Annotated in this window: 26 protein-coding genes and 1 tRNA gene; 7 read left to right on the top strand and 20 right to left on the bottom strand. The window is 52.1% G+C overall.

The window, feature by feature from the left end; all coding sequences use genetic code 11:
• The first annotated feature begins 43 nt into the window (after positions 1–43).
• The gene (locus O0S09_RS06135; protein ID WP_268923089.1) at positions 44–370 is read left to right on the top strand and encodes a PadR family transcriptional regulator; all 327 of its coding nucleotides are present in this window, start codon (positions 44–46) and stop codon (positions 368–370) included.
• A gap of 1 nt (position 371) precedes the next feature.
• Positions 372–1,019 carry a DUF1129 domain-containing protein gene (locus O0S09_RS06130; RefSeq protein WP_268923088.1) on the top strand — a complete coding sequence of 216 codons (648 nt, stop codon included), beginning with the start codon at positions 372–374 and terminating at the stop codon, positions 1,017–1,019.
• 87 nt (positions 1,020–1,106) lie between these two features.
• Here the strand turns inward: O0S09_RS06130 and O0S09_RS06125 are convergent, their stop codons facing one another.
• The 10 genes from O0S09_RS06125 to O0S09_RS06080 form a co-directional block, all read right to left on the bottom strand.
• The gene (locus tag O0S09_RS06125; RefSeq protein ID WP_268923087.1) at positions 1,107–2,504 is read right to left on the bottom strand and encodes an META domain-containing protein; all 1,398 of its coding nucleotides are present in this window, start codon (positions 2,502–2,504) and stop codon (positions 1,107–1,109) included.
• Positions 2,505–2,743: 239 nt separating this feature from the next.
• The gene (locus tag O0S09_RS06120) at positions 2,744–4,159 is read right to left on the bottom strand and encodes an META domain-containing protein (RefSeq protein WP_268923086.1); all 1,416 of its coding nucleotides are present in this window, start codon (positions 4,157–4,159) and stop codon (positions 2,744–2,746) included.
• 121 nt (positions 4,160–4,280) lie between these two features.
• Positions 4,281–5,471 carry a M20/M25/M40 family metallo-hydrolase gene (locus O0S09_RS06115; protein ID WP_268923085.1) on the bottom strand — a complete coding sequence of 397 codons (1,191 nt, stop codon included), beginning with the start codon at positions 5,469–5,471 and terminating at the stop codon, positions 4,281–4,283.
• 3 nt (positions 5,472–5,474) lie between these two features.
• The gene (locus O0S09_RS06110) at positions 5,475–5,990 is read right to left on the bottom strand and encodes a hypothetical protein (RefSeq protein WP_268923084.1); all 516 of its coding nucleotides are present in this window, start codon (positions 5,988–5,990) and stop codon (positions 5,475–5,477) included.
• Positions 5,991–6,091: 101 nt separating this feature from the next.
• Complete coding sequence (locus tag O0S09_RS06105) at positions 6,092–6,265, bottom strand: 4Fe-4S binding protein (RefSeq protein WP_268923083.1); 174 nt, start codon at positions 6,263–6,265, stop codon at positions 6,092–6,094.
• Between the two features lie 103 nt (positions 6,266–6,368).
• Positions 6,369–7,124, bottom strand: coding sequence for a 4-hydroxy-tetrahydrodipicolinate reductase (dapB, locus tag O0S09_RS06100; RefSeq protein WP_268923082.1), 756 nt, complete (start codon positions 7,122–7,124; stop codon positions 6,369–6,371).
• A complete protein-coding gene (gene dapA / locus O0S09_RS06095) occupies positions 7,117–8,010 on the bottom strand; it encodes a 4-hydroxy-tetrahydrodipicolinate synthase (RefSeq protein WP_268923081.1) in 894 nt (297 codons plus the stop codon). The genes dapB and dapA overlap by 8 nt, the downstream gene beginning before the upstream one ends.
• A 262-nt stretch (positions 8,011–8,272) precedes the next feature.
• Entirely contained in the window at positions 8,273–8,467 is a 195-nt protein-coding gene (locus O0S09_RS06090) for a 30S ribosomal protein S17e (RefSeq protein WP_268923080.1), read from the bottom strand.
• A 10-nt stretch (positions 8,468–8,477) separates the two neighbouring features.
• Positions 8,478–8,990 (bottom strand): thiamine-phosphate synthase family protein, encoded by a 513-nt coding sequence (locus tag O0S09_RS06085; protein WP_268923079.1) that lies wholly within the window; start codon positions 8,988–8,990, stop codon positions 8,478–8,480.
• Positions 8,991–8,993: 3 nt separating this feature from the next.
• A complete protein-coding gene (locus O0S09_RS06080; RefSeq protein ID WP_268923078.1) occupies positions 8,994–9,545 on the bottom strand; it encodes an HD domain-containing protein in 552 nt (183 codons plus the stop codon).
• 56 nt (positions 9,546–9,601) lie between these two features.
• Between O0S09_RS06080 and O0S09_RS06075 the strand changes: the two genes are divergently transcribed.
• Positions 9,602–9,781, top strand: coding sequence for a hypothetical protein (locus O0S09_RS06075; protein WP_268923077.1), 180 nt, complete (start codon positions 9,602–9,604; stop codon positions 9,779–9,781).
• A gap of 39 nt (positions 9,782–9,820) precedes the next feature.
• Here O0S09_RS06075 and O0S09_RS06070 read toward each other — a convergent pair whose 3' ends face one another.
• The 5 genes from O0S09_RS06070 to O0S09_RS06050 form a co-directional block, all read right to left on the bottom strand.
• Positions 9,821–11,458, bottom strand: a complete 1,638-nt coding sequence (locus O0S09_RS06070) for a class I adenylate-forming enzyme family protein (RefSeq protein WP_268923076.1) — start codon at positions 11,456–11,458, stop codon at positions 9,821–9,823.
• Between the two features lie 124 nt (positions 11,459–11,582).
• On the bottom strand, positions 11,583–12,632 hold the full coding sequence (locus O0S09_RS06065) for a DNA primase large subunit PriL (protein WP_268923075.1): 1,050 nt from the start codon (positions 12,630–12,632) through the stop codon (positions 11,583–11,585).
• Between the two features lie 2 nt (positions 12,633–12,634).
• Positions 12,635–13,378, bottom strand: a complete 744-nt coding sequence (locus tag O0S09_RS06060) for a DNA polymerase sliding clamp (protein ID WP_268923074.1) — start codon at positions 13,376–13,378, stop codon at positions 12,635–12,637.
• 263 nt (positions 13,379–13,641) lie between these two features.
• Positions 13,642–14,202 (bottom strand): TATA-box-binding protein, encoded by a 561-nt coding sequence (locus O0S09_RS06055; protein ID WP_268923073.1) that lies wholly within the window; start codon positions 14,200–14,202, stop codon positions 13,642–13,644.
• Between the two features lie 95 nt (positions 14,203–14,297).
• Positions 14,298–14,618 (bottom strand): transcription factor S, encoded by a 321-nt coding sequence (locus O0S09_RS06050; RefSeq protein ID WP_268923072.1) that lies wholly within the window; start codon positions 14,616–14,618, stop codon positions 14,298–14,300.
• A 109-nt stretch (positions 14,619–14,727) separates the two neighbouring features.
• Between O0S09_RS06050 and artA the strand changes: the two genes are divergently transcribed.
• The gene (gene artA, locus O0S09_RS06045) at positions 14,728–15,591 is read left to right on the top strand and encodes an archaeosortase A (protein ID WP_268923071.1); all 864 of its coding nucleotides are present in this window, start codon (positions 14,728–14,730) and stop codon (positions 15,589–15,591) included.
• A gap of 9 nt (positions 15,592–15,600) precedes the next feature.
• Positions 15,601–15,984, top strand: coding sequence for an HIT family protein (locus tag O0S09_RS06040; RefSeq protein ID WP_268923070.1), 384 nt, complete (start codon positions 15,601–15,603; stop codon positions 15,982–15,984).
• On the opposite strand, the gene fen is transcribed toward O0S09_RS06040, so the two are convergent.
• Together fen and O0S09_RS06030 are read right to left on the bottom strand one after the other, a co-directional pair.
• Entirely contained in the window at positions 15,981–16,982 is a 1,002-nt protein-coding gene (gene fen, locus O0S09_RS06035; RefSeq protein ID WP_268923069.1) for a flap endonuclease-1, read from the bottom strand. The genes O0S09_RS06040 and fen overlap by 4 nt on opposite strands.
• An 8-nt stretch (positions 16,983–16,990) precedes the next feature.
• On the bottom strand, positions 16,991–17,320 hold the full coding sequence (locus O0S09_RS06030) for a hypothetical protein (RefSeq protein WP_268923068.1): 330 nt from the start codon (positions 17,318–17,320) through the stop codon (positions 16,991–16,993).
• Between the two features lie 42 nt (positions 17,321–17,362).
• Here O0S09_RS06030 and O0S09_RS06025 point away from each other — a divergent pair, with 42 nt between their 5' ends.
• A complete protein-coding gene (locus tag O0S09_RS06025; protein ID WP_268923067.1) occupies positions 17,363–18,283 on the top strand; it encodes a presenilin family intramembrane aspartyl protease PSH in 921 nt (306 codons plus the stop codon).
• Positions 18,284–18,343: 60 nt separating this feature from the next.
• Positions 18,344–18,415, top strand: a tRNA-Gly gene (locus tag O0S09_RS06020).
• 120 nt (positions 18,416–18,535) lie between these two features.
• Here the strand turns inward: O0S09_RS06020 and O0S09_RS06015 are convergent.
• The 3 genes from O0S09_RS06015 to O0S09_RS06005 are packed head-to-tail and all read right to left on the bottom strand — an operon-like array spanning position 18,536 to position 21,116.
• Positions 18,536–19,729: an NAD(P)/FAD-dependent oxidoreductase gene (locus O0S09_RS06015; protein WP_268923066.1), complete on the bottom strand. Its 1,194-nt coding sequence runs from the start codon at positions 19,727–19,729 to the stop codon at positions 18,536–18,538.
• Between the two features lie 17 nt (positions 19,730–19,746).
• A complete protein-coding gene (locus tag O0S09_RS06010) occupies positions 19,747–20,940 on the bottom strand; it encodes an NAD(P)/FAD-dependent oxidoreductase (RefSeq protein WP_268923065.1) in 1,194 nt (397 codons plus the stop codon).
• Positions 20,937–21,116: a 4Fe-4S binding protein gene (locus O0S09_RS06005; protein ID WP_268923064.1), complete on the bottom strand. Its 180-nt coding sequence runs from the start codon at positions 21,114–21,116 to the stop codon at positions 20,937–20,939. The genes O0S09_RS06010 and O0S09_RS06005 overlap by 4 nt, the downstream gene beginning before the upstream one ends.
• Positions 21,117–21,149 lie beyond the last annotated feature (33 nt).

Raw genomic sequence — 21,149 nt, 5'->3', positions numbered from 1 at the left:
TGCATTGCAATGTAGAATGCAATACAAGGTAGCCGGAGTAGAAATGTTTGACCGATCACAGCTGATGAAGGGAACACTGGAAGGATGTATTCTTCTGATCATCGGCCGGGAAACCACCTACGGATACGAAATTATGGAGAAGCTGATTCAGTACGGATTTTCCGGCATTCGGGAAGGAACAATTTATCCTCTTCTCGTACGGCTGGAAAAAAAGCAGCTGATCGCCTCTGAGTATCGCATCTCGCCGCTTGGACCGAGCAGGAAATACTATCATCTGACCGACAGCGGCCGCAAGACCGCTGAAGAATTTTCAGCGGCATGGCAGGATATTTCGCAGGCAGTTGAACGCATACTTGACAGAGGAGAATAACATGTCTGAATTATCACAACTCAGAAAAGAAAACAATGAACTGGAAAAGGAACTGACAAAAGAGAACAGTGATCTGATCACACGGATGTACTTCTATCTGGTATCCTCCAGTCTGAAAGAGACGGAAGTTGAGATCATCCGAAAGGATCTGACCGGCATGGCACTTGAAGCACAGGAGCGGGGAGAAGCATTCGCGGATGTGATCGGGGAGGACTATAAGCAGTTCTGTGATGAACTGATCGCAAACGGCAGGAAAAAAACACCGGGCGGAAAACTTCTTGAGATTCTTGAACTCCTGCTCTATGCCGGAAATGTGCTGCTGATCGGAACGATACTTCTCGACGGCACCATGCCCGGAACAGGACTTGCAATAACACCGGCATTTATTACGTCCATCCTGTTTGGTGTGGTCTCCGGGACTGCTGTTCTGTGGTTCCTTTCCCGGGTCGTCTGGGGACTGCCGGAAAAGAATCTCCGGAGAAATCAGATTCTCGGATACGGAGGACTGTTTGCAGCTCTCGCAGGATTCATTCTGTTGAACAGATATTTACCGGCAACGGAACTGTTTACCATAGATCCCTATACTATTCTGGTGTTTGGGATTGCCGCTCTCATCATTGTTGTTCTGATCCGGAAACGGCAGAACTGACATCCAAGACTTTTTTTCACGAAGACGTACAAAAAAAGAAAAAATTGGTGTGAGTGTTTTTGGGTGTGTATGGTGTGGATATTATATTCACGCAAACGTCAGCACAGTGTTTCCGGCTGCGTCGGTGAGGAAGAGTTTTCCGTCGACTACTTTGTAACCGGCTACGGTTCCGAGTGCTTCGTAGAACTTAGACTCAGCGTTCATTGCATCCTCGGGTCCTGCCATCATGGTGGAACCGACTGCGCTGAAGGTAAGACCGTCTGCGGTTTCAGTGTAGCTGCCGAAGTAGAGGTTGACCGGAGCCTGACCGTTGAATGAACCGTCTGCGGTAAGGTTGAGGGTAACATCACTGTTGCCTTCAAGAACCCACTCGTTGGCAAGTCCAGTCTTCTCAGCACCCGGAAGGGCCTTTGCAGCAGGCGTCTGGGTATCGACCGGGCGGACAAAGGTCAGCAGAGTCTTGCCATCCTTGTCGGTGAACTCAAGCATGCCTTCACCGACTTTGTAACCGGTGACATTGTCCAGAGCTGCAAAGAACTCGGTCTCGGCCTTCATCTGATCCTCAGGTCCTGCCATCTTGGTTGCACCGACCGGACCAAAGCTGATGGAGCCGTCGGTGATGCTGGCAGTTCCGAAGTAGAGGTTAACCGGAGCCTGACCATTGAACACACCGTCTGCGGTGATGTCAAGGGTGATACCTTTATCGGTGGAAAGCGTCCAGTTACCGGAGATGAGAGAGCCTGCCTGCTGAAGGGCAGCCTCATTAAAGGTCAGGAGGGTCTTACCGTCCTTGTCGGTCAGGAGAAGCTTGCCGTCAGCAATCTTGTAACCGGTGACATTGTTCAGGGCTGTAAAGAACTCGGTCTCTGCCTTCATCTGATCCTCAGGTCCTGCCATGAGGGTGGTGCCTGCATTTCCAAAGGTAATACCGTTGGTTCCGGTGACAAACCAGCTGCCGAAGTAGTTGTTGATCGGTGCTTTGCCGCTGAATGCACCATTGGTGAACTCAAGGGTAACTTTGCTGTTGTCAGCAAGAGCCCAGGAAGTTCCGTCAAGGGTCTCTGCGGGCATTGCGGCAAACGTCAGGAGAGTGTTGCCGGAAGCGTCGGTGAAGGTTACTACACCATTTGCAACGGTGTAACCGGTGACATTCAGGAGTGCTGCAAGGAAGTTCCGTTCCTGCGCCATCATGTGTTCCGGTCCTGCCATTCTGGTGGTTGCCATCGGGCTGAAGATTAATTTTCCGTTCTCAACGGAGAAGGTACCGTGATAGAGGTTGACACCGGCATTGCCGCTGACGTTGGTTCCGACAATCTCCATACTGATGATGCCGTTCGGGTGTTCTGCATTCGATCCGGATCCAATACCAGTAAGGATCCACTTGCCCTCAAGGGACTGGGTCTGCGGTGCTGCAATACAGCCTGCCGCAAAGACAAGTCCGCCTACAAGAATGAGGGCGATTAACACAAGTCCTGTGTGTTTCATACTACATACTTGGTCACGGGAGGATATAAGGCTGGCTTAAGCTACGAATTTTTTCTCAGTTATACGGGCTTCGTTTTCAAAATAGAACACACATTTGAGATTTTCTGAGAGATTGCCGTATTGTGCAAAAGAAAGAATCTGCATGAGGTTCGACGGTGCGGAACGGAATAGATTTTCGTCATTTGTGGAAAAACCCTGCGGCATACAGAAGTATTTTCGCGCGAAAAAAAGTGGAATGATTATGCCTGATCGTAGGTCAGGAGTGCCGCACCTCCCGGTCCGGTGAGTACAAGCTGGCCGTCAACAAGGTTGTAGCCGGTAACCTCACCGAGACTGGTCAGATAAGAGGTCTCTTTTTTGATCCTATCCGCAGGTCCGGTCATTTTGGTGGTAGAAATATCTGATACAGAGAGACCCTGGTTTTGGGAAAAGACGGCGTTTGCAGTATAGACGTTTACGGGGGCCTGACCGCTGAAGGTACCGTCGTCACCGATGACAAGCGTGATACTGCTGTATCCGGCGAGTGTCCAGGAGGTCCCCTTGAGCTGGTCGGCCACGTTTACCGCAAAGAGCATGGTGTTGCTGTTGTGATCCGTGAGAGTAAGAGTACCGTCTGCGATGTGGTAATCGCTCGCATTGTTGAGGATGCGATAGTACTGGGTTTCATAGGCACTAACCCTGTCATCGGCGGATGCCATTAAGGTACTGATGACATTGCTGACGGTAAGGGTGTCAACACCCGTCGTTCTCCAGGTCCCGCCGTAGGTATTGACAGGGGCCTGACCGGTGAAAGTTCCGGTGGTGTCAAACCGCAGAGTAACAGTCTTTGATGCCTGGGGAGGAACAATGCCGTTCACGGAGATCAGTTCCCAGGTTGTGTCTGCAAGCATGTTTTTGAAGATAAGGACGGGTTTGCCGCTGCCATCAGTCAGACTGAGAGTACCCATGCCAAAGTTAAATCCGCTTACTCCCGGAAGCAGGGCAAAGTAATCGTCTTCCTGTGCCATGAGTACGGGTGCGCCTGCAGCTTTGGTACTGGCAATATCAGCAATGGTCAGTTTGGTACCGTCAAGTTTCCAGGTTCCGGTGAACTGATTGATGCCGCCGGTTCCAAAGATCGTACCGTTTTCATCGAAACTGAGCGTGATGAGAGCAAGCGGCTGGGCTGCAGCAGATGCGGCCGGAGCTGTATAGGAAACAAGGGACCATGCAGTGTTTTTGAGCGGGGGAGTAAAGGTGAGAAGCGTGTGTCCGTCCTTATCCAGCAGAACAAGCGAACCGTCGGTCAGTTTGTAACCGGTAACGTTGGCAAGAGAGGCAAAGTATCTGTCCTCATAAGCCATGAACTGGGTCGGTCCTGCCATAAGGGTTGCCGCAATCTGTCCGAAGGTGAGCGTTCCCGCCCCCGGATCCGCGGTATAGGATACGGAGTAGCCGTTAACACCGCCGTTTCCGGACGCACTGCCGCTCTCACCGAAAGTAAGCGAAATCGTAGTTGCGGGAAGCGATGCAGCATCACTGCCGGTACTAAACCCGGCAAGAACCCATGTTGTTCCTGCAGGATTCGGCTGACTGCCTGTGTTAACGCAGCCGGCCGAGAGAATTACTGCCCCAATACAAAGGAGCGCAAGAATAAGTATGCCTGTACGTTTCATACCAGTATGATTTGCAGGCGTGGGTTATAAGAGTCGAGATGATTACAATTTTTTTGGAGAACATACCCGTCCGTCCTCTCATCTGCATAACGGAAAAATCAAAAACAATATGGTTCTGGAATCAGAATCCGTACTTTTCCCGGTACGTATTGATCAGCCGGTAGTAAATCTCCTCAACCGACCGCAGCTGATCTATGCGTACCCGCTCGTTTAACCCGTGCAGACCGCATAACTCTCCCGGTCCGTACTCAATTGCCCGGAACCCTGCCTTGCGCAGTGCCCGTGCATCCGACGCCGCCCACTGCACCATCGGTTTTGAGGCAACATGATACACACTGCTTATCGCATTTGCAGTACTTTGTACCAGAAACGACTCAGGATCCGTTAGAGAAGCATTCGCCTTTGTGAGCGGCGTAACCTTTGCCGACGACGGCAGCTGACCGTAAATTTCTCGGAGGATATCATCACAGTCACAGCCCCACGGCAGCCGGAGATCCATTGTCAGGCGGCATTTCTGTGCAACAATATTCACCCGCTCACCACCGGAGATAAGACCGGGATTGTACATGATCTGCCGGAAAATCGGAGAAAGTTCATGACCCTCACGCTCTTCCTGCATATCGCTGATCGCAATGGAATGCTCAATAAGCTCCTCTAATGCAGGAGACTGGGGATACACGCGGTTGTGCAGCACGTCAACCCATGCAAGGAAGGAAAACGCCTGCATAATCGCACTTTCCCCCACCACCGGAAACAGCGACGAATGCCCCGGAGTCCCGGTAAACTCCACCTCAAACCGGCATATCCCTTTCTGACCGACCGACGGAGCAAACGCAGGAGTCGGTTCTGCAATCAGCGCATCGCAGGGATGGATCAGCTGTTTTTCAATCAGATACCGCGTACCGTAACGGCCGCCGCCCTCCTCATCGCAGACAAATGCAAGAGACACCGGAATCTCGCCGCAGTCATCCATCGCCCGCTCAACTGCGGTAAGAATCACCGCACAGCCGCCTTTCATATCCGTACTTCCGCGGCCGTGTACATACGTGTCGTCAACAACCCCGGCATACGGAGGAATATCCCATCCCTCCTCCATTGCAGGAACCACATCCATGTGGCCGGAAAGCATCAGTGCACGATTCTGCTCCCGGGAAATGACATTGCAGTGCCCGGGGGATCCTTCCGTAATATCCGAACGAATACCAAGCCCCTCAAGAAGCGATGCAATATACTGGGCAACCTCTGTTGTATCGCCGGGAGGATTTTCGCTTTTGATCTTCACCAGTTCCGAACAGATACGTACAACATCCATCGCTTACCTCGCGGCGTGTTTTGCCTTGTACTCAGCAAACAGTTTCCCGAGTGCACCTGCCGGATACATGCTCCGAAGAACCTGCTGGGAGAAAATATCGTCGGCCATGTCACGGAAGAACTGCGGCGGCAGCGGTGTCCGGGACGCAGGGTCCAGAACGATCCGGAATCCCACATACCGCGTGCACTCGTCCGGATCATATATCAGCTGCCAGAGCATTGGCGTATTTTCAAACATCTCCTGGTTCGTATCCCGCAACCAGACCATAAATCCGGGGAACAGCGCATTGTCCCCTTCCTTTGCCAGATCAACCCGGCGGCGGAGATACTCAGCCGTCATCACACAACGGATTGAATCAGGGTTGTAGGCAAGAGAGCTCAGCGTATAATCAAGATGCGCGACAGCATCAATGAGATAAAAGTAGAGAACGGGATCCATCTCAGACGGATTTTCCAGAATCAGTGACTTGTGATAGAGATACTCGGCCTCATTTGAGTACTCGTTTCTCTGCGGTAACATAGTAGTAGTTTGTCGGGAGAGACAAAAAGCGTTGGTATGCAGGCGCAAAATATGCACGGCAGAATTGAACCGAAAAAGAAAAGAAAATGGTGGAAGTGAGTTTATTCCATGTGGATGGCGCTTTCCGGGCACTCATCCACACAGGTCTCACAGTCAACGCAGGCAGAGGCGTCCACAACTGCCTTGTCGTTGTCAAGCTCGATTGCTGCTGCCGGGCAGATGTCCACACAGGTTCCACAGCCGGTACACTTGTCTTTATTAACTACTGCTACCATTTCAAATACCTCAAATAGTTCTTATTGTATTTCAATCAGAAATAAAAATAGGTTTCGACCGGGGAACAAAAAAACCGTTCATCCCCGGGAAAGATACCTGGAGTTACAGCCCGAGAACTTCTTTCATGGTGTAGAGACCCGGAGCTTTGCCGGAAACCCAGGCAGCCGCACGAACTGCACCGCGGGCAAACACTGCACGATCATATGCCCGATGCGTCAGCTCGATCGTTTCATAGTTCTGGTGGAACTGCACGGTGTGATCGCCGACCACATCCCCCCCGCGAATCACATGAACACCGATCTCATTCCCGCGTTCGGTCATGCCGCAGCGGCCGTACATCTCCTCACGCCTGCCAACCTCTTCCTCGATAACCTTCAGAATGGTCTTGGCCGTTCCGCTCGGTGCATCTTTTTTGTGGCGGTGGTGGGCTTCGATCACTTCAATGTCATAATCGCCGAGTCTCTTTGCGGCTTCACGAACCAGTTCCCAGAAGATGTTGACACCGACGCTGAAGTTCGTCGTTTTGACGACCGGCACACCTTTGACTGCATCAATCAGCTCCGCATCCTGCTCCGGGGTGAAACCGGTCGTACCGATAACAAGGGCTACATTATGGGCTGCGGCAATTTTTGCGTTCACCATGGTTGCCGCGGCAACCGTGAAGTCGATCATCACGTCCGGTTTGTACTCCTCGATAAACGCTGCAAGACCGGACGATTCCACCACCGGCTTTCCGAGAATCTGTCCCGGACGGATATCAACACCGCCAATCAGTTCAAGTTCCGGATTTTCCACAACCATGTTGGCGATGGTTGTGCCCATGCGGCCCATTGCACCGCAGATCATTACTTTAGTCATAGTGAGAAAGCACCTCCCGCAGTTTTTCAGTCATCTCCGGGGTCAGCGAATCCAGCGGCAGCCGGACATTACCAGAGGCAATCAGTCCGCGGATCTCTGCGGCACGCTTGACCGGCACCGGGTTTACATCCATGAACATCGCTTTGGACAGCTCCATCAGTTCATAGTGGATTCTGCGTGCTCCGTCCATGTCGCCCTTTACAAAGGCGTTATACATGGCAACCATACGCTTCGGCTCAATGTTTGCGGTAACGGAGATACAGCCCTGACCACCGATGGAAAGCACCGGCAGCGTCAGTGAGTCGTCACCGGAGGTGAGGACAAACGGATACTCGCGTTCCACACCTTCAAGACCGTGGATAATGGCCATCATCTGATCGATGTTGCCGCTTGCCTCTTTGACGGCAACGATATTGGGGATTGTTTTCGCCATCTCAATGATCAGATCAGGCGGCAGGTTCTGACCGGTTCTGCCGGGGATGTTGTACACCACAACGGGAAGACCGATATCGGCAACTTTTTTGTAGTGCTTGAGAAGACCGCTCCGGTTTGGTTTATTGTAGTAGGGACTGATCAGGAGGGCACCGTCCGCTCCGGCAATTTTTGCAGCACGGGTCATGAGAAGCGCTTCTTCAGTGTTGTTGGATCCGGTTCCGGCAATAACGGGTATGCGGTTGTTTGCGGCGGACACGGCTTCTTCAATAACACGGATGTGCTCAGCATGCGTCATCGTGGCAGATTCGCCGGTCGAGCCGCAGGGCAGGAGACCGTGAACACCGCCGGAGATTACATGCTCAATACAGCTCCGGAGCCCCTCGATATCAAGGGACTGTGAGGCATCATCACGGAACGGAGTGATGAGTGCAGGAATCACACCTTCGAACATAGTACCTATGAATTGGGTGCGGAAGCTACATGTACCTTCGCTTGATACAGGTGCTGCCGGGATCATGAATTTCCGGAAATCCTGTCAGTAGAAAACAGGCTGACAGCTCTCCCGGAGAAAAAACCGGCGGAACACAAAACAGAAGAAAAAATGTTTTTGTGCCGGGAAGGCGAAATCCCCCGCAAAAGGAAAACTCTCCCGCATGAATGTATTGCAGGACCGCAAAAGCGGTGAGCAAGGTGGTACCTTGCGATTTTGAGAATTACCGGCGGCGGTTGTGGGTATTGACCTTGCGGGTAATGAATCCGGCAACGCGGTTGCGGATGCTCTTACTCTCAATGGTGGTGATCTCGGAAACAACTCTCTTGTTGTCGTCAAAGCTGTTGTTAAAGCTTGCTCCGTGCTGTTCCATAAGGGCGACGCCCATACTCTTGATATAGCTTGGCTTAATTCCCATGCGATATTCCTCAGATGTCTGTATATGTAAGTCGTTCTGATATGATAAGTATTCTGTTTGCCACCTCTTCAGGAGTGGAGCCAAGAATACGGATCAGCGGCTCGGCTCCTTTCGTACCACTATCAATAATCACCAGCGGCACTCCGTCACGACAGCAGGAGGCAATACCCCAGTCCATACTGGATATTCCCGGCGGAAACTTCACCGGATCATACTCGGCAACATCACGCAGGGTTTCCCGGACAACCCCGGCAATCTCTTCGGTATACCGGATACACCCTACCGCGCGGATATCGGCATCAAACCTGACGACCGTCAGCAGTACACGGACGAGGAGATCATCTGTGCCAAACCCGATTCCGGTCGATCTGACCACTGCAATATCCTTCATGTCGCGGGGATTTTTCACGGCATACGCAAGCGCCACACCGCCGGAGGGCAGGAGATAGCGGGGAATATTCATCACACGGCCGTGCGCCTGCTGAAGAGCCTTCAGCACCACGGACTGTTCCTTCGCTGACATGGATTACGCAAGCCCGAGCTGATCCCGTACCGCGGAAATCTCGCGAATTGCAATTTCATACATCCGTTCGCGCGGCACCAGTGCATCACCCAGTGCAATCCGGCTGCGGTCGCAGCCTGCAGCAAAGGATGCGGCCTTGTACTTCTTTGTCACCGTCTTTGGGGTGACCTCCGTAATTTTACCGCCCTTCACATACGCACACGCAATTACCAGGCCCGACACACTGTCGGCAACCTGCAGACAGATCTCAACCGGAGTTGTGTACTCTCCCGAAAACAGCATATGGTTGTGGCGTTTGATCGGCCCGGCAATCTCGTCACCCACCCCGGCAGCCTTCAGGATGTCGTATCCCGCAGGTCCGTGCCGGGTCATATCCTCACCGATCTCCTCAAAATCAATATCATGCAGAATACCGATTATTTCCCAGAGACGGGCATCCTCCATAAGCTCCTCGGCAAGTCCCTTCATGACAGCGGCGGTCGCAATACAGTGTCCGCGAAGCGAATCCGTCATCACATGTGCATGCAGAAGGGCAAGCGCCTCATCTTTCTCCATACCTAATACTTGCGTTATCAAAACTCATAAAAGCACACACGCCAATTCATATAACCATGAAAGGATGGGTTCTGGATATCATTGTCGGGGTCTCTGCCCTGATCGTATTCGGCATTCTGCTGTTTGCCCTGCCGATGGTCATGCCTGCGGCATACGGATATATTGGCGCATTACTACTGTTTGTCGTGTACCTGACCGTGGCCGGTCTGACCATCATTAAAAAAGCAATTGCCTGAAACCTCAGAAAAAAAAAATATTTTTTATGCTGTTTTGATTCAGCGGGACGCGTTTTTCCGGAGTTCCATCTCCTCCAGCGCCCGGTAATCGGTTTTTTCCATCTTGGTACGCGGAAGAGCGGAAACGATCTCAACCGCCGCGGGAATACTCCACCGGTTCAGCCTCCCCACCGCATACTCAATGAGTTTGCGTTCCGCCTCCGCAGGATCCATCTTCCGCTTCAGAGTGACATACAGCTTGATACGGGTATCATGTTTCCAGGGAATGCCGATCGCACAGACCTCCTGCACATCAGGATGCGTCTGCATGACCTCCTCGATCATCATCGGATACACGTTATAACCGTTCACTTTCACCATGCGCTTGTGCCGTGAACGGAAACAGATGTCACCGGTCGGGGTGATCTTTACAATATCTCCGGTGTGCAGCCAGAGCTTTCCGTCCTCATGCCGCCTGAGAACCGCATCGGTTGCCTCCTGATTACGATAGTAACCGGTCATCACCGCATCACTTAAGAGACACAGTTCCCCTTCCCCACCGTCCGGCAGAACATTTGTGGTTCCCGGCTCAACGGTACAGACCCTGTTTCCCATCAGCGGAATGCCGACACAGCCCGTAGGAACCGTACGGTAGCCGTCCGCCGTTAACGCGCAGACACTGCATGCTTCGGTCAGTCCGTAGCCGGGCCGGAACTTCACCTTACAGTCACCCTGACGGAGAAGCTGGTTGTACCGGTTGATCAGACTGCCGCCCACACTGTCGCCGCCCGCAACGATCAACTTGATGAACGAAAGATCCTTTCCCTCAAACTCGCGGTACATCCGTTCATACATCGCAGGGACTCCGGCAATGTATGCGGTCTTCTCCGAAAGAATGGTATGGGCACACTCTTTTGCATCAAACCTCGGCAGAAGGGCAACCTTCAGACCTGCGGAAAGCGGCGTATGGACGGTGACCGCAAGACCGAATGCATGGAACATCGGAAGAATTGCCAGAAATCCGTCGCCCGCATGAATCTCCTCGCCGCCGATGCCTACTACAAGCTGAATTGCAACCGCATTTACCGCAAAGTTGGACAGCATCACCCCCTTTGCAGTCCCGGTCGTACCGCCGGTGTACATAATAACTGCGGTATCTTTTGGAGCACCTGCCATCTCCGGAACACCGGACGCGGCAACTGCGGCACGCCCTTCTTTCATGAGATCTTCCCACTCGGTGATCTTCCTGACATTTTCCCCGTTGAGACATTTCCGGACCGCCCGGCGATACACCCATCCCATGAGATAGCCTTTCGGCGTTTTCGGGAAGTAGGCGGGGGTTCTGCACCGGATAATCTCCACATCCATTCCCGAGCAGACAGCCTCATTGATCTCACAGGTCAGTACGTACTTGCTTTCGGTCAGATCCACCGCGTATCCGGTCTCACCAGTGGTTGACAGCGGGTGCACCATGTTGCAGACCGCACCGATCAGATTGACCGCATAGACTGCAACAACACACTGCGGAATATTGGGAAGGAAGATGGTAACAAAGTCCCCGCGTTGTACCCCGTGGGCACGAAGACCGGCAGCGCACGCATGAACCTCGGCAAGAAGTTCCCCGTAGCTGATATGATTCCCGTAATAGGCAAGAGCAGGACGCGTGCTTCCTGCACGCTCTGCCCCGTATCTTAGCATAGAATACAGGGTTTGCTTCGCTGATTCAGGATAGGGTATTACTGGCAAATTGCTCCTCCATGACTCCACATGGTTTACTCCTTAGATGTATTGACGGAGGCTATAAATATTTACGGAATTATCGTTATTCCTTCGGCTTTTCCGGAACAGATTTTTCCGCAGCAGTCTGTGCCTGGGCTTCTTCCCGGAGACGCTTTCTTTCCAGCAGTTTTTTCTTGGAACGATAATAGTTGAGGGGATGGGCGATTTTGTCGCACAGCGAATCACGGTTTACACAGATACCATGCGTCAGCATGGTCTGGCAGGCGGGTGTCGTGTACTCATGCGTGGTGATATGATCCACCTGATACATGGTCATATCGGGATTAAAGTCAGGACTCCGGGCAAAAATACCCGCAACCTGTGCGGGTGTCATGCCGATATTGTTCAGAAATGCCGTCATCGCAAACCTGCCCGAGTGCGAAAGATTGACACCCGCCGCAGCTCCCGCAATCAGCGCCTGAATGCAGGGAGGGTATGCTGATTCATCGATTGCCCCGAACTCGGCAAGTGTTCTCTCCTGCAGAGCAGCCGTGATTTTTTCACACCACGGCGCAAACTCATGTTCCATCGACGGAGGAATGGTCAGCGGCAGCTGGGACACAAGAATTTTTCTGATGCGTTCCCGCAGCAGTATGTCCTGTTCATCGTCGGAGATTGCAACCTGCCCGGCATCCACATCACGGTTAATGAGACGCCACTTCGGTTCACGGACGGTTGAGGCAAGTTCCACATATTTGATCACCGGCATTTTTCCAAGACCCAGGGTGATCCCGAGTGTCTCACAGACATGGTTCTTGAGTTTTTCATTCTCCTCGTCATGGATGTAGAAGTACACCCGTTTTGCTTCCATGCGTGCAAGCCTCTCGATGAGGTTGCGGTCCCTGATACAGGAGACAAGAACGCGTGCAAGTACATAGGTCGCAATGTCGGCAACAACATCCTGTGACTCAGGATAGATTTCTTTTCCGTCGATGGCACAGGCTACCCGCTCGACTGCGGTGTCGAGATACTTCCGTCCGAGGGCCGATGCAGTGAAGTCATGCATCTTGATGCCGCGTGCGGCAAGAAACTCCTGGGACTCTTTCAAAAAAGGATAGTGGGTTAGGTCGCGCGGCTCAACGGCGAGACGCATAATTAGTCTGCCTCAATTCTCGGGGCAAGCAGATAGCCGATCTTGCCTTTGCCGTCTGCATAAACAAAGGAAAACTGTACCGGGTGGTCGTTGCCGAGCCGGATCTGTACTTTGTCGGCTCTGCTGATGGACTTGCCCATGTCTTTCAGGTAGTCAAGGGAGAAAAGTGAGCGTGCCGCAGCGCAGGAGAGGTAATGGACATCGTCACCTGCAAGTTCGCGTTTGATTCTGTCGCTGTCACCTTCGGCATTCAGGGTGAAGACCTGGGTATCCGGGTTTACGGATAAGGAGATCTTGTCAGAGACCATTGCAGAGGCCTTGATTGCGTCGTAGAACATGGAACCTGCAACCTCAAACGTTGCGGGAAGGTCAAGGTTCGGCGCGTTCGGATCCTTTCTGATGGTCTTCGTGTCAAGCAGAGTTATGGAGTATTCATATCCGCCGAAACTAATCTTCAGCTTTTTTCCGGTGTCATCAAGTTCAAGTGCAACGGAATCGGTCTTGCCGATCATGCCCATCATTGCCCGGATCTTTTCGATGTCAAGACCGAGTTCCGCGGGTTCTGCCGTATAGGCGGAAAATGCACCGGCTTCAAGCTCCAGGGACACCATGGCAACGTTGGAGGTATCAACCGTGATTGTGCGGATGCCGCGCTCATCGACGTGAAGTCGGCATTCGTTTACCAGTGCAGAGACAGCATCGATCGTCTCCCGGAAAATATCTGCATCTATTGTTGCTTTTAACATCTGTAATACCCCTTGACACACCCGAACATTGCCAGTGTGACGGTCGTTAATAATACTGTACTTATACACCGTATAAATTTATATCATTGCCGCTGTATCCGGCGTTGCTCCAAAAGTCCCGGCTTGTCCATACCATTCTGTCTGATGCACATTGAGTGTCCGGATAGTGTCACCCGTGCGGCACGGCCGATATGAATCTGCCGTATGCCTCCAACTCCGTCTATAAGAAAAAAAGGGAAAAGGATGCCCGTGATCCAGAGATATCAGAGCATTTTCAGATCGGAGAGATCTTTGTAAATCTTTTGAACCGCCCGCTTTGCATCCTCAGGCACTTTACCGCCGGTGATGATCAGTTTTCCGGACCCAAACAGCAGGACAACAACTTTTGGATCGTCCAGCCGATAGACAAGACCGGGGAACTGTTCCGGTTCATACTCGATCTTGTCAAGGTTGAAGCTCATTGCGATCTTGTTGAGATTGATGCGCGAACCCAGATCGGCGGAGGTCACAATATTCTGAATACTGTAGGTAGGATTGTCCACAATCTCAATATTGAGGTCGCGGAGGAGGCCTACCAGATACTCAAGGCCTTTGTTGAGGCTGTCGATGCTTTTTGCACCGGTAAGCACAACCTTGCCCGATCCGAACACCAGTGCAGCAATTTTCGGGTTCTGCATCCGCAGAACAACACCCGGAAACCGTTGTTTATTGTATTCTGCGCCGGGGATCTGCGCTGCGAGAACGAGGAGATCCAGTTTATCATTCACCTTTGTGGAGGCAACCACATTTTCGATCTTCAATGATTCATCGGGCAGGCCTGACATATTTATATCTAAAACAGGTAACTATATAAAAACTCGGTTGGGATCGTACAGAAAAAAAATCAGATGGGAGATCCCCCTCTCCCCTGCATACCGACTCAATCGTATTCACGCCAGGTGTGTTTGCATTTGGTGCAGCGGAAGAACCTGACCTCCGATTCATCCGCACTGCGAAGCTGGCGAAGCCACCACTCGGCAATTCCATGTCCGCAGTTCGGACATTTGATGGCACAGGTCGGTTTTGTTTCGATATCCATATCTTCGTCAACGATAAGGATGTCATTTTCCTGCATATAAGCAACTTTTTTCATTTGTTCCTTCTCTGCCGAGCTGATCTCCTCTGCATACCCGCACTTTGCACAGGTCAGTTTGCCGTCTCTGGACTTCATTAATTTCCCGCATTTCGGACAGAACATCATAGAGTTAAATATTTGTTTTGAAACCTTATATACTCTGACCATATCCGGGAACATAGTCCTCCAGCAAAACCCTCTTTATCGATCACGGCAAACAGTGTAACCAGTTCTTATGTTGGAGCAGTTGATTGAAGCCGTTGTCATCCTTTCCTGTATTGCATTCCTGCTCTTTCTGATTCCGGGAAAGCATCAGAAGTATGTGGCAAGTACCGGATGGATTACCATGGAGGCAGTGCTCCTGCTGATGTTCCCCCATTTCTTTGAGGAGGGAAACTTTGTCTATCCAATAATTGCGATCGCTGCCCTGCCGTGTATTTACATAACCGTAAAACGACTGCTCATGGAGGATTACTATATCCGCCGCCTGACATATGCCGCATCCATTGCATATCTGATCTATGCACCGTTTGCATTCATTCCGGCTCTGGGAAACTGGCTGATCAGTGTGGTCGTGGATCTGGTGGCAGTTGTTCTTACCGCAATCGGAACACCGTACACCATGTCGGCCTGGAACATCTTTATGGGAGAGGTCCTGCCGGGCAACACCTTCGGGTTCCAGGTTGAGGTTATTCTCGGATGCACCGGCATTCAGGCGATTGCCATTCTTCTCGGTGTTGTGGCCATCATTCCGTCAAGCTGGAAGAGGAAAATCGCTCTGTTCTTCCTGGTAACGATACCGATCTTTGTGGTGAACATCTTCCGCAATGTGTATGTGGTAACCGCATACACGCAGCAGTGGTATCCCTGGTTCCAGGAATGGTTCCCGGAACCGGAGATGTACGGCTATGCGAGTTTCTTCTGGGCACACAACGTGTTCTGCGAACTCCTCGCAGTTGTCGTGCTGATTGGTATTGCCTATCTGCTCTTCAAACTGAACCCGACAATGGTTACGACGCTGCGCGACATCGGGGTCGTATACTATGAGGAGCTGACTGCAATGCGTGACCGGATATTCGGCAGGAAATCAATCGAATAATCTTTTTTTATGACAGACTGTCCCTTCTGCAATCCGGATGAAATTCTTCTGGAAAATGATCTGGCGTTTGCCAAGGATGATCTCTATCCGGTCTCACCCGGCCATCTGCTGGTAATTCCCAGACGGCATGTTGCATCCTGGTTTGATCTCACACCCGCCGAGCAGACGGCGGTCCTCGCGCTTGTGAACCAGGCAAAAGATCTGCTGGATGAAACATATGCACCCGACGGCTACAATCTTGGGATAAACTGCGGAGAGGCCGCAGGCCAGACGGTGATGCATGTTCATCTGCATCTAATTCCGCGGTATATCGGGGACGTGCCAAATCCCCGCGGCGGAATCCGTGCGGTGATTGCAGCAAAACAGGATTATACGAACCAGACAAGACGTTAAAACCAGGAGTCGAGAGTTGCCTGGCCCTTTTTTGCGCCGAGACGTTCCAGCCCTGCGGATACCCGGTCCTCCGAGAAACCGTGCTGTTCACAGAGAATTTCAAAGACTTTTTCCTGTACCGGTGCTTTTTTTGCAATGGTGTAGTTCTTTTCCACCGGAGGATCAAGGAAGTAGCGGATAAGTTCCTCCGGATCTGCAGCGTTCTCCGACTCGACAATGCGTTCGGCAAACTTTCCTTCGCGAACAAGTTTGACCGCGGTTTTCGGGCCGACACCCTTTACACCGCTGTTGTAGTCGGTACCGATGAGAAGGGCGGAGGCGATCAGTTCGACCTGCGTCATTTCCAGACCGTTCAGGACTTCCGCAAGAATCAGTCGTTCCGGATAAACCGGCACATACTTCCCGTGCAGGCGGCGTTTGCCGGAGACAGTAAGATTGCGGAGAAGCTTCGGTGTTCCAAACAGCAGTGAGTCATAATCCTGCGACACCGCGTAGGTAACATCTCCCGCGGCGGCCATATATGCAGACTGTGCTTCCCCTTCCTCGGGAGCCTGAATCCAGGGAATGCCAAGAGCCGTCAGAAGTTCCTTGGAGGAGTCGGTGATAAATGCATCAACTTTTGAGGAGGCCATTGCATATTTGCGTGCGGAATCCTCATCGCCTTCTTTTACGGCGCGTTCCCAGGACTCTTTTGCATTCTCACGAATGACACGTCGTTCGGCAAGGGTTGCTTCCTTAAATGCCGGGGGCTTTCCATCAAACACGTACACGGGCGTGATGTTTTTTTCCACAAGATTTGCGGTGCGGAACAGAAGACCGCTCAGGTGGGATGTGATGCGGCCTTCGTCATCCATCAGCGGGGTTCCGTCCGGCTGACGGATACCGCTTAAAAACTGGTACAGGGCATTGTATGCATCGATGGCCGCGGTACCGCCGAGTTGATCCCATGCAAGGGATTCCTTATAATCCGCAATGAGCGGCCGCAGTGCAACACCCATGGTTTTGCCTACCGGTACATTCTGCTTTTGATGCTCTCAACTGCCTCAACAACTTTCAGCGAGGTGGCATCCTGCCGCTGGATCATCTGACGCCCGAGGTCTTCGAGGTTACTGCGCATGACCCGTTCACGTGCTGCGCTCTGTTCTTCAAGACGGCGGAGACGGAAAAGAATCAAGAGCAGCAGCAGGCCCACGGAAATAATCAGCAGTTCAACCCCAATTGCGACAAAAGCGTCCTGCCAGAGCCGGATAATGATAGCAAGGCCGGAGACTGCCATGACAATTACCAGCAGAACTTCCAGCAGGATTCCCGGAAGGCTTTCACGACGAACATTCATATTTTAACTAAGGAGACCGCTAAAATATTAAGTTACCTATACATGAGTGAATTTTCCCTCCGTTCTCTTGTGCCGTACTCCGGCATGCTCCTCCTGATGCTTGCGACCGGGCTATTGTCGCTTCTGCTGATCTACCCGGTTACGCAGGCGGGACTGGGTGCATTTGAGGATCCGGATTCGATCGCAAATCCGTTTGTGTTCCTGTTTATTATGCTCGTGTTCACTGCGCTCCTGTTACTTTTGATTAAGTGGAAAGCGCAGACGGTTATCAGTGCAATTATCGGTATCTGTCTGGCACTGGTAATCTACTATGTCGTCTCGTCGCTGATATTTTCCTATGTCCCGACACTTCCTGCGTCGTGGATCGGGATTGCCGCTGCGGTGATCGTGATTCTGCTGCTCTGGTACCGGCCGGAGTGGTATGTGATCAATGTTTCGGGAATTCTTATCTCGGCAGGCTGTGCGGCGATCTTCGGCATTTCACTTTCGATTATTCCGGTACTGATTCTGCTGATTCTGCTGATTGTATACGATGCGGTTTCGGTACACCGGACAAAGCATATGCTGACGCTTGCGGACGGTGTTCTCCGCCAGAAAATGCCGATTATGTTTATTGTTCCCAAAACCCGCAGTTACTCCTACCGGAACTCCGGGTTTTCCCTGCAGGACAGTAAAGAGGAACGCGGCGCCTACATGATAGGAATGGGGGATATGATCATGCCGGCAATTCTGGTGGTTTCCGCACAGGTGTATGCAGGCGGCGAGGGTATTCTCTCCGTGGCAGGAATTGCACTTCCCGCACTCGGCGCCCTGATCGGCGGTATTATCGGTCTGTGCTCGCTGATGATTCCCTTAAACTCCGGAAAACCGCAGCCGGGCCTTCCGTATATTAACGCGGGAGCCATCATCGGTTTCCTGATCTGCTGTGCAGTAACCGGTTCCTGGGCCTGGATCGGACTCTGACGGACAATAGGGAATCGTAATGTATATATGCGAATTCTGCCAATCTTGTAAGGCACACACGCATCGATAGTGTAGTGGTTATCACTAGGCGTTGCCAACGCCTAAACTCGGGTTCGAGTCCCGGTCGATGCACTTCTTTTTCTGATTTCTGTTATGACAATCCCAAATGCAGTGAGATGTTTTCAGTAGTACAAAGGCATCCGTCCGGAAAAATATACAAAAAACAGAGGGAAAAAAATAGTCCCGAAGGAATCATCCTCGGCGCAGAAAGAGCATCGGGAACCTGACCACAAGCCAGGGATTGCTCTTCAGCATCGCCGCAAGAACGGAAGGGATGGTCACCTCGTCCAGATGCAGATCCGGAACGGATCCAATCACCGCATTCAGCAGGGAATCATCCATCCGGAAGAACACCTCTTTGATCAGATACGAGCGTGACAGGAACGTTCCCATACGGCTCTGACGCCAGGTCCTCTCATAGGCAGTCAGCGCCTGCCGGGAACAGTCGTCTTGGGCAACTGCATTCGCTGCCGTCTCGCCGGCAAGACGCCCTGAATACAGCGCCTGGTAGATTCCTCCACCAGTGAACGGATCAGAAAGCCGCGCAGCATCACCGCAGATGATCAGATTATCTGCAATCGTGGATTCAAGCGGCTTGCAGGTGGAGACACCACCTGCAATCAGTTCCGTGATTTTACCGTCCGGGAAGTTCTTCTCCATGAACCGATCCAGATAATCCTTCGCACGGTGACCGTCACCGGATTTTGTCCCCGGGATTCCTATGCCGATGTTTGCACAGCGCGGACCTTTGGCAAATATCCAGATGTATCCGTGCGGGCAGTCCGTGCTGCTCCAGTAAAAGACATTCGTCTCCGGCTCAATGTCAATGCCGGTAACCAGATACTGCACACACGAGTCAAGATCGGCGAGAGGCACGGTTGTATTGATACCCGCAAACTTTGCAAACTTCGACTCCACACCATCAGCTGCAATCACGACTTTCGCACGGACTTCGCAGGTCCTTCCATGCTGATGGATTATCACACCTGAAAGCCTGCCCTCTTCCATGAAAGGAACAGCACGTGCGTGGACCAGAACATCCGCGCCCGCATCGGCTGCTTTCCGTGCCAGATCGCGATCAAAGATTTTCCGATCCAGCGTATAGCCAAGCACTTCATTCCCGGTTTTTCCGGTAATCGTGAAACTACATTTGTCCGGCGCAATGAACCGGGCTTTTCGGATAACCGTAGAAACCCATTTCGGATCCGGATCCATGAACTCGGCAAGGTCTGCGGTTACAATGCCCTCGGCACACCGTACCGGAGCGCCGATTGCAGGCCGCTTTTCAACCAGCAGGACCGAGGCACCACGGGCAGCGGCAGCATGTGCCGCCATGGAACCTGCAGGTCCTGCGCCCACTACAACAACATCATACGCTTCTTTCATCGTACCCGAAAAAAAGATTAGAGTGCTTTGAGGAGATGCGGCAGTTCAAGAGCCAGCCACGGATTCGCCTTAAAGATTGCAAGCACCAGTTTTTTCACGCTCAGATCCTCAATACTGAGATCCGACATGGAGTGAACAATCGAGTTCAGTTTCTTGTCGTCCATCTTGATGAACGACTCCTTGACCGCATAATTACGAGCAAGCGTTTTGCCAACCGGGCCCTCACGCCAGGTCTTGTCATAGATCATCAGGGCATTCTTTGAGGTATCGCCGTTCTTGATTGCCGTTGCCGCAACATTTCCGGCCAGGTTTCCGGTGTACATCGCATTGTAGATACCGCCGCCCGTGATAGGATCAGAAAGCCGTGCAGCATCGCCCACAATGATCAGGTTGTCTGCAACGGTACTCTCAAGCGGCTTGCAGACGGAGACGCCACCCACAATAAGTTCGGTGACTTTTCCGTTCGGGAACTCTTTTGCCAGATAGCGGTCAAGATAGTCCTTTGCACGGTGTCCCTCGCCGGATTTGGTTCCGGCAATACCGATACCGATGTTTGCACAGCGCGGGCCTTTCGGGAAGATCCAGATGTATCCCCACGGACATGCCTCGTTTGAGACATAGAACACATTTGCTTTCGGATCAATATCGATGTCATTGACGACATACTGGGCACAGGTCTCAAGCTCCCAGAGCGGCACGGTTGTATCGATTCCGGCCCACTTTGCAAACTTCGACTCAACACCGTCGGCTGCAATCACGACTTTCGCACGGACCTCGTAGGTCTTTCCGTGCTGGTGAATGACAGCTCCCTGCAGTTTACCGTCGATCATGATCGGTGCGGATGCACGTGCATGCACCTGAATCTCTGCACCGGCTTCCGCCGCACGCCAGACAAGTTCACGGTCAAACATCTTGCGGTCCAGAACATATCCGACCTTTCCTCCGGCTGCTTCGCCACCGATGGTGAACCGTGTGCCGTCCGGACCGACAAGCACTGCACGCTCAATGTCGGTTGAGACCCATTTCGGATCTGCTTCGATAAACTCGGCGAGCGCATCTTTTCCAATACCCTCCGCACAGCGGACCGGGGCACCGATTGCAGGTCGTTTTTCAACCAGCAGGACCGAAAGACCTGCCTCGGCTGCTGCCTTTGCCGCAAGAGCTCCTCCCGGACCTCCTCCAACAACCAGAACGTCGTAAGCCTCCTTCATTTTTCCACCCATTCAATAGCCCCGAGAGGACAGACGGTCGAGCAGATTTTGCATTTGTTCTTGCAGGTCTCTGTATCAACAGTAAGATACGCGTCGATTAACTCAAGCGAACCCTGCGGACAGACTGACACACATGCCCCACAGTAGCCGCAAACGTCTCTGCGAATATTGATCATTGCAGTACTCATTGGGGGGCGTAACGCATAAAC

Source organism: Methanocorpusculum vombati (assembly GCF_026891935.1).
Taxonomy (GTDB): domain Archaea; phylum Halobacteriota; class Methanomicrobia; order Methanomicrobiales; family Methanocorpusculaceae; genus Methanocorpusculum; species Methanocorpusculum vombati.
This window is presented reverse-complemented; position numbering and strand designations above follow the sequence as displayed.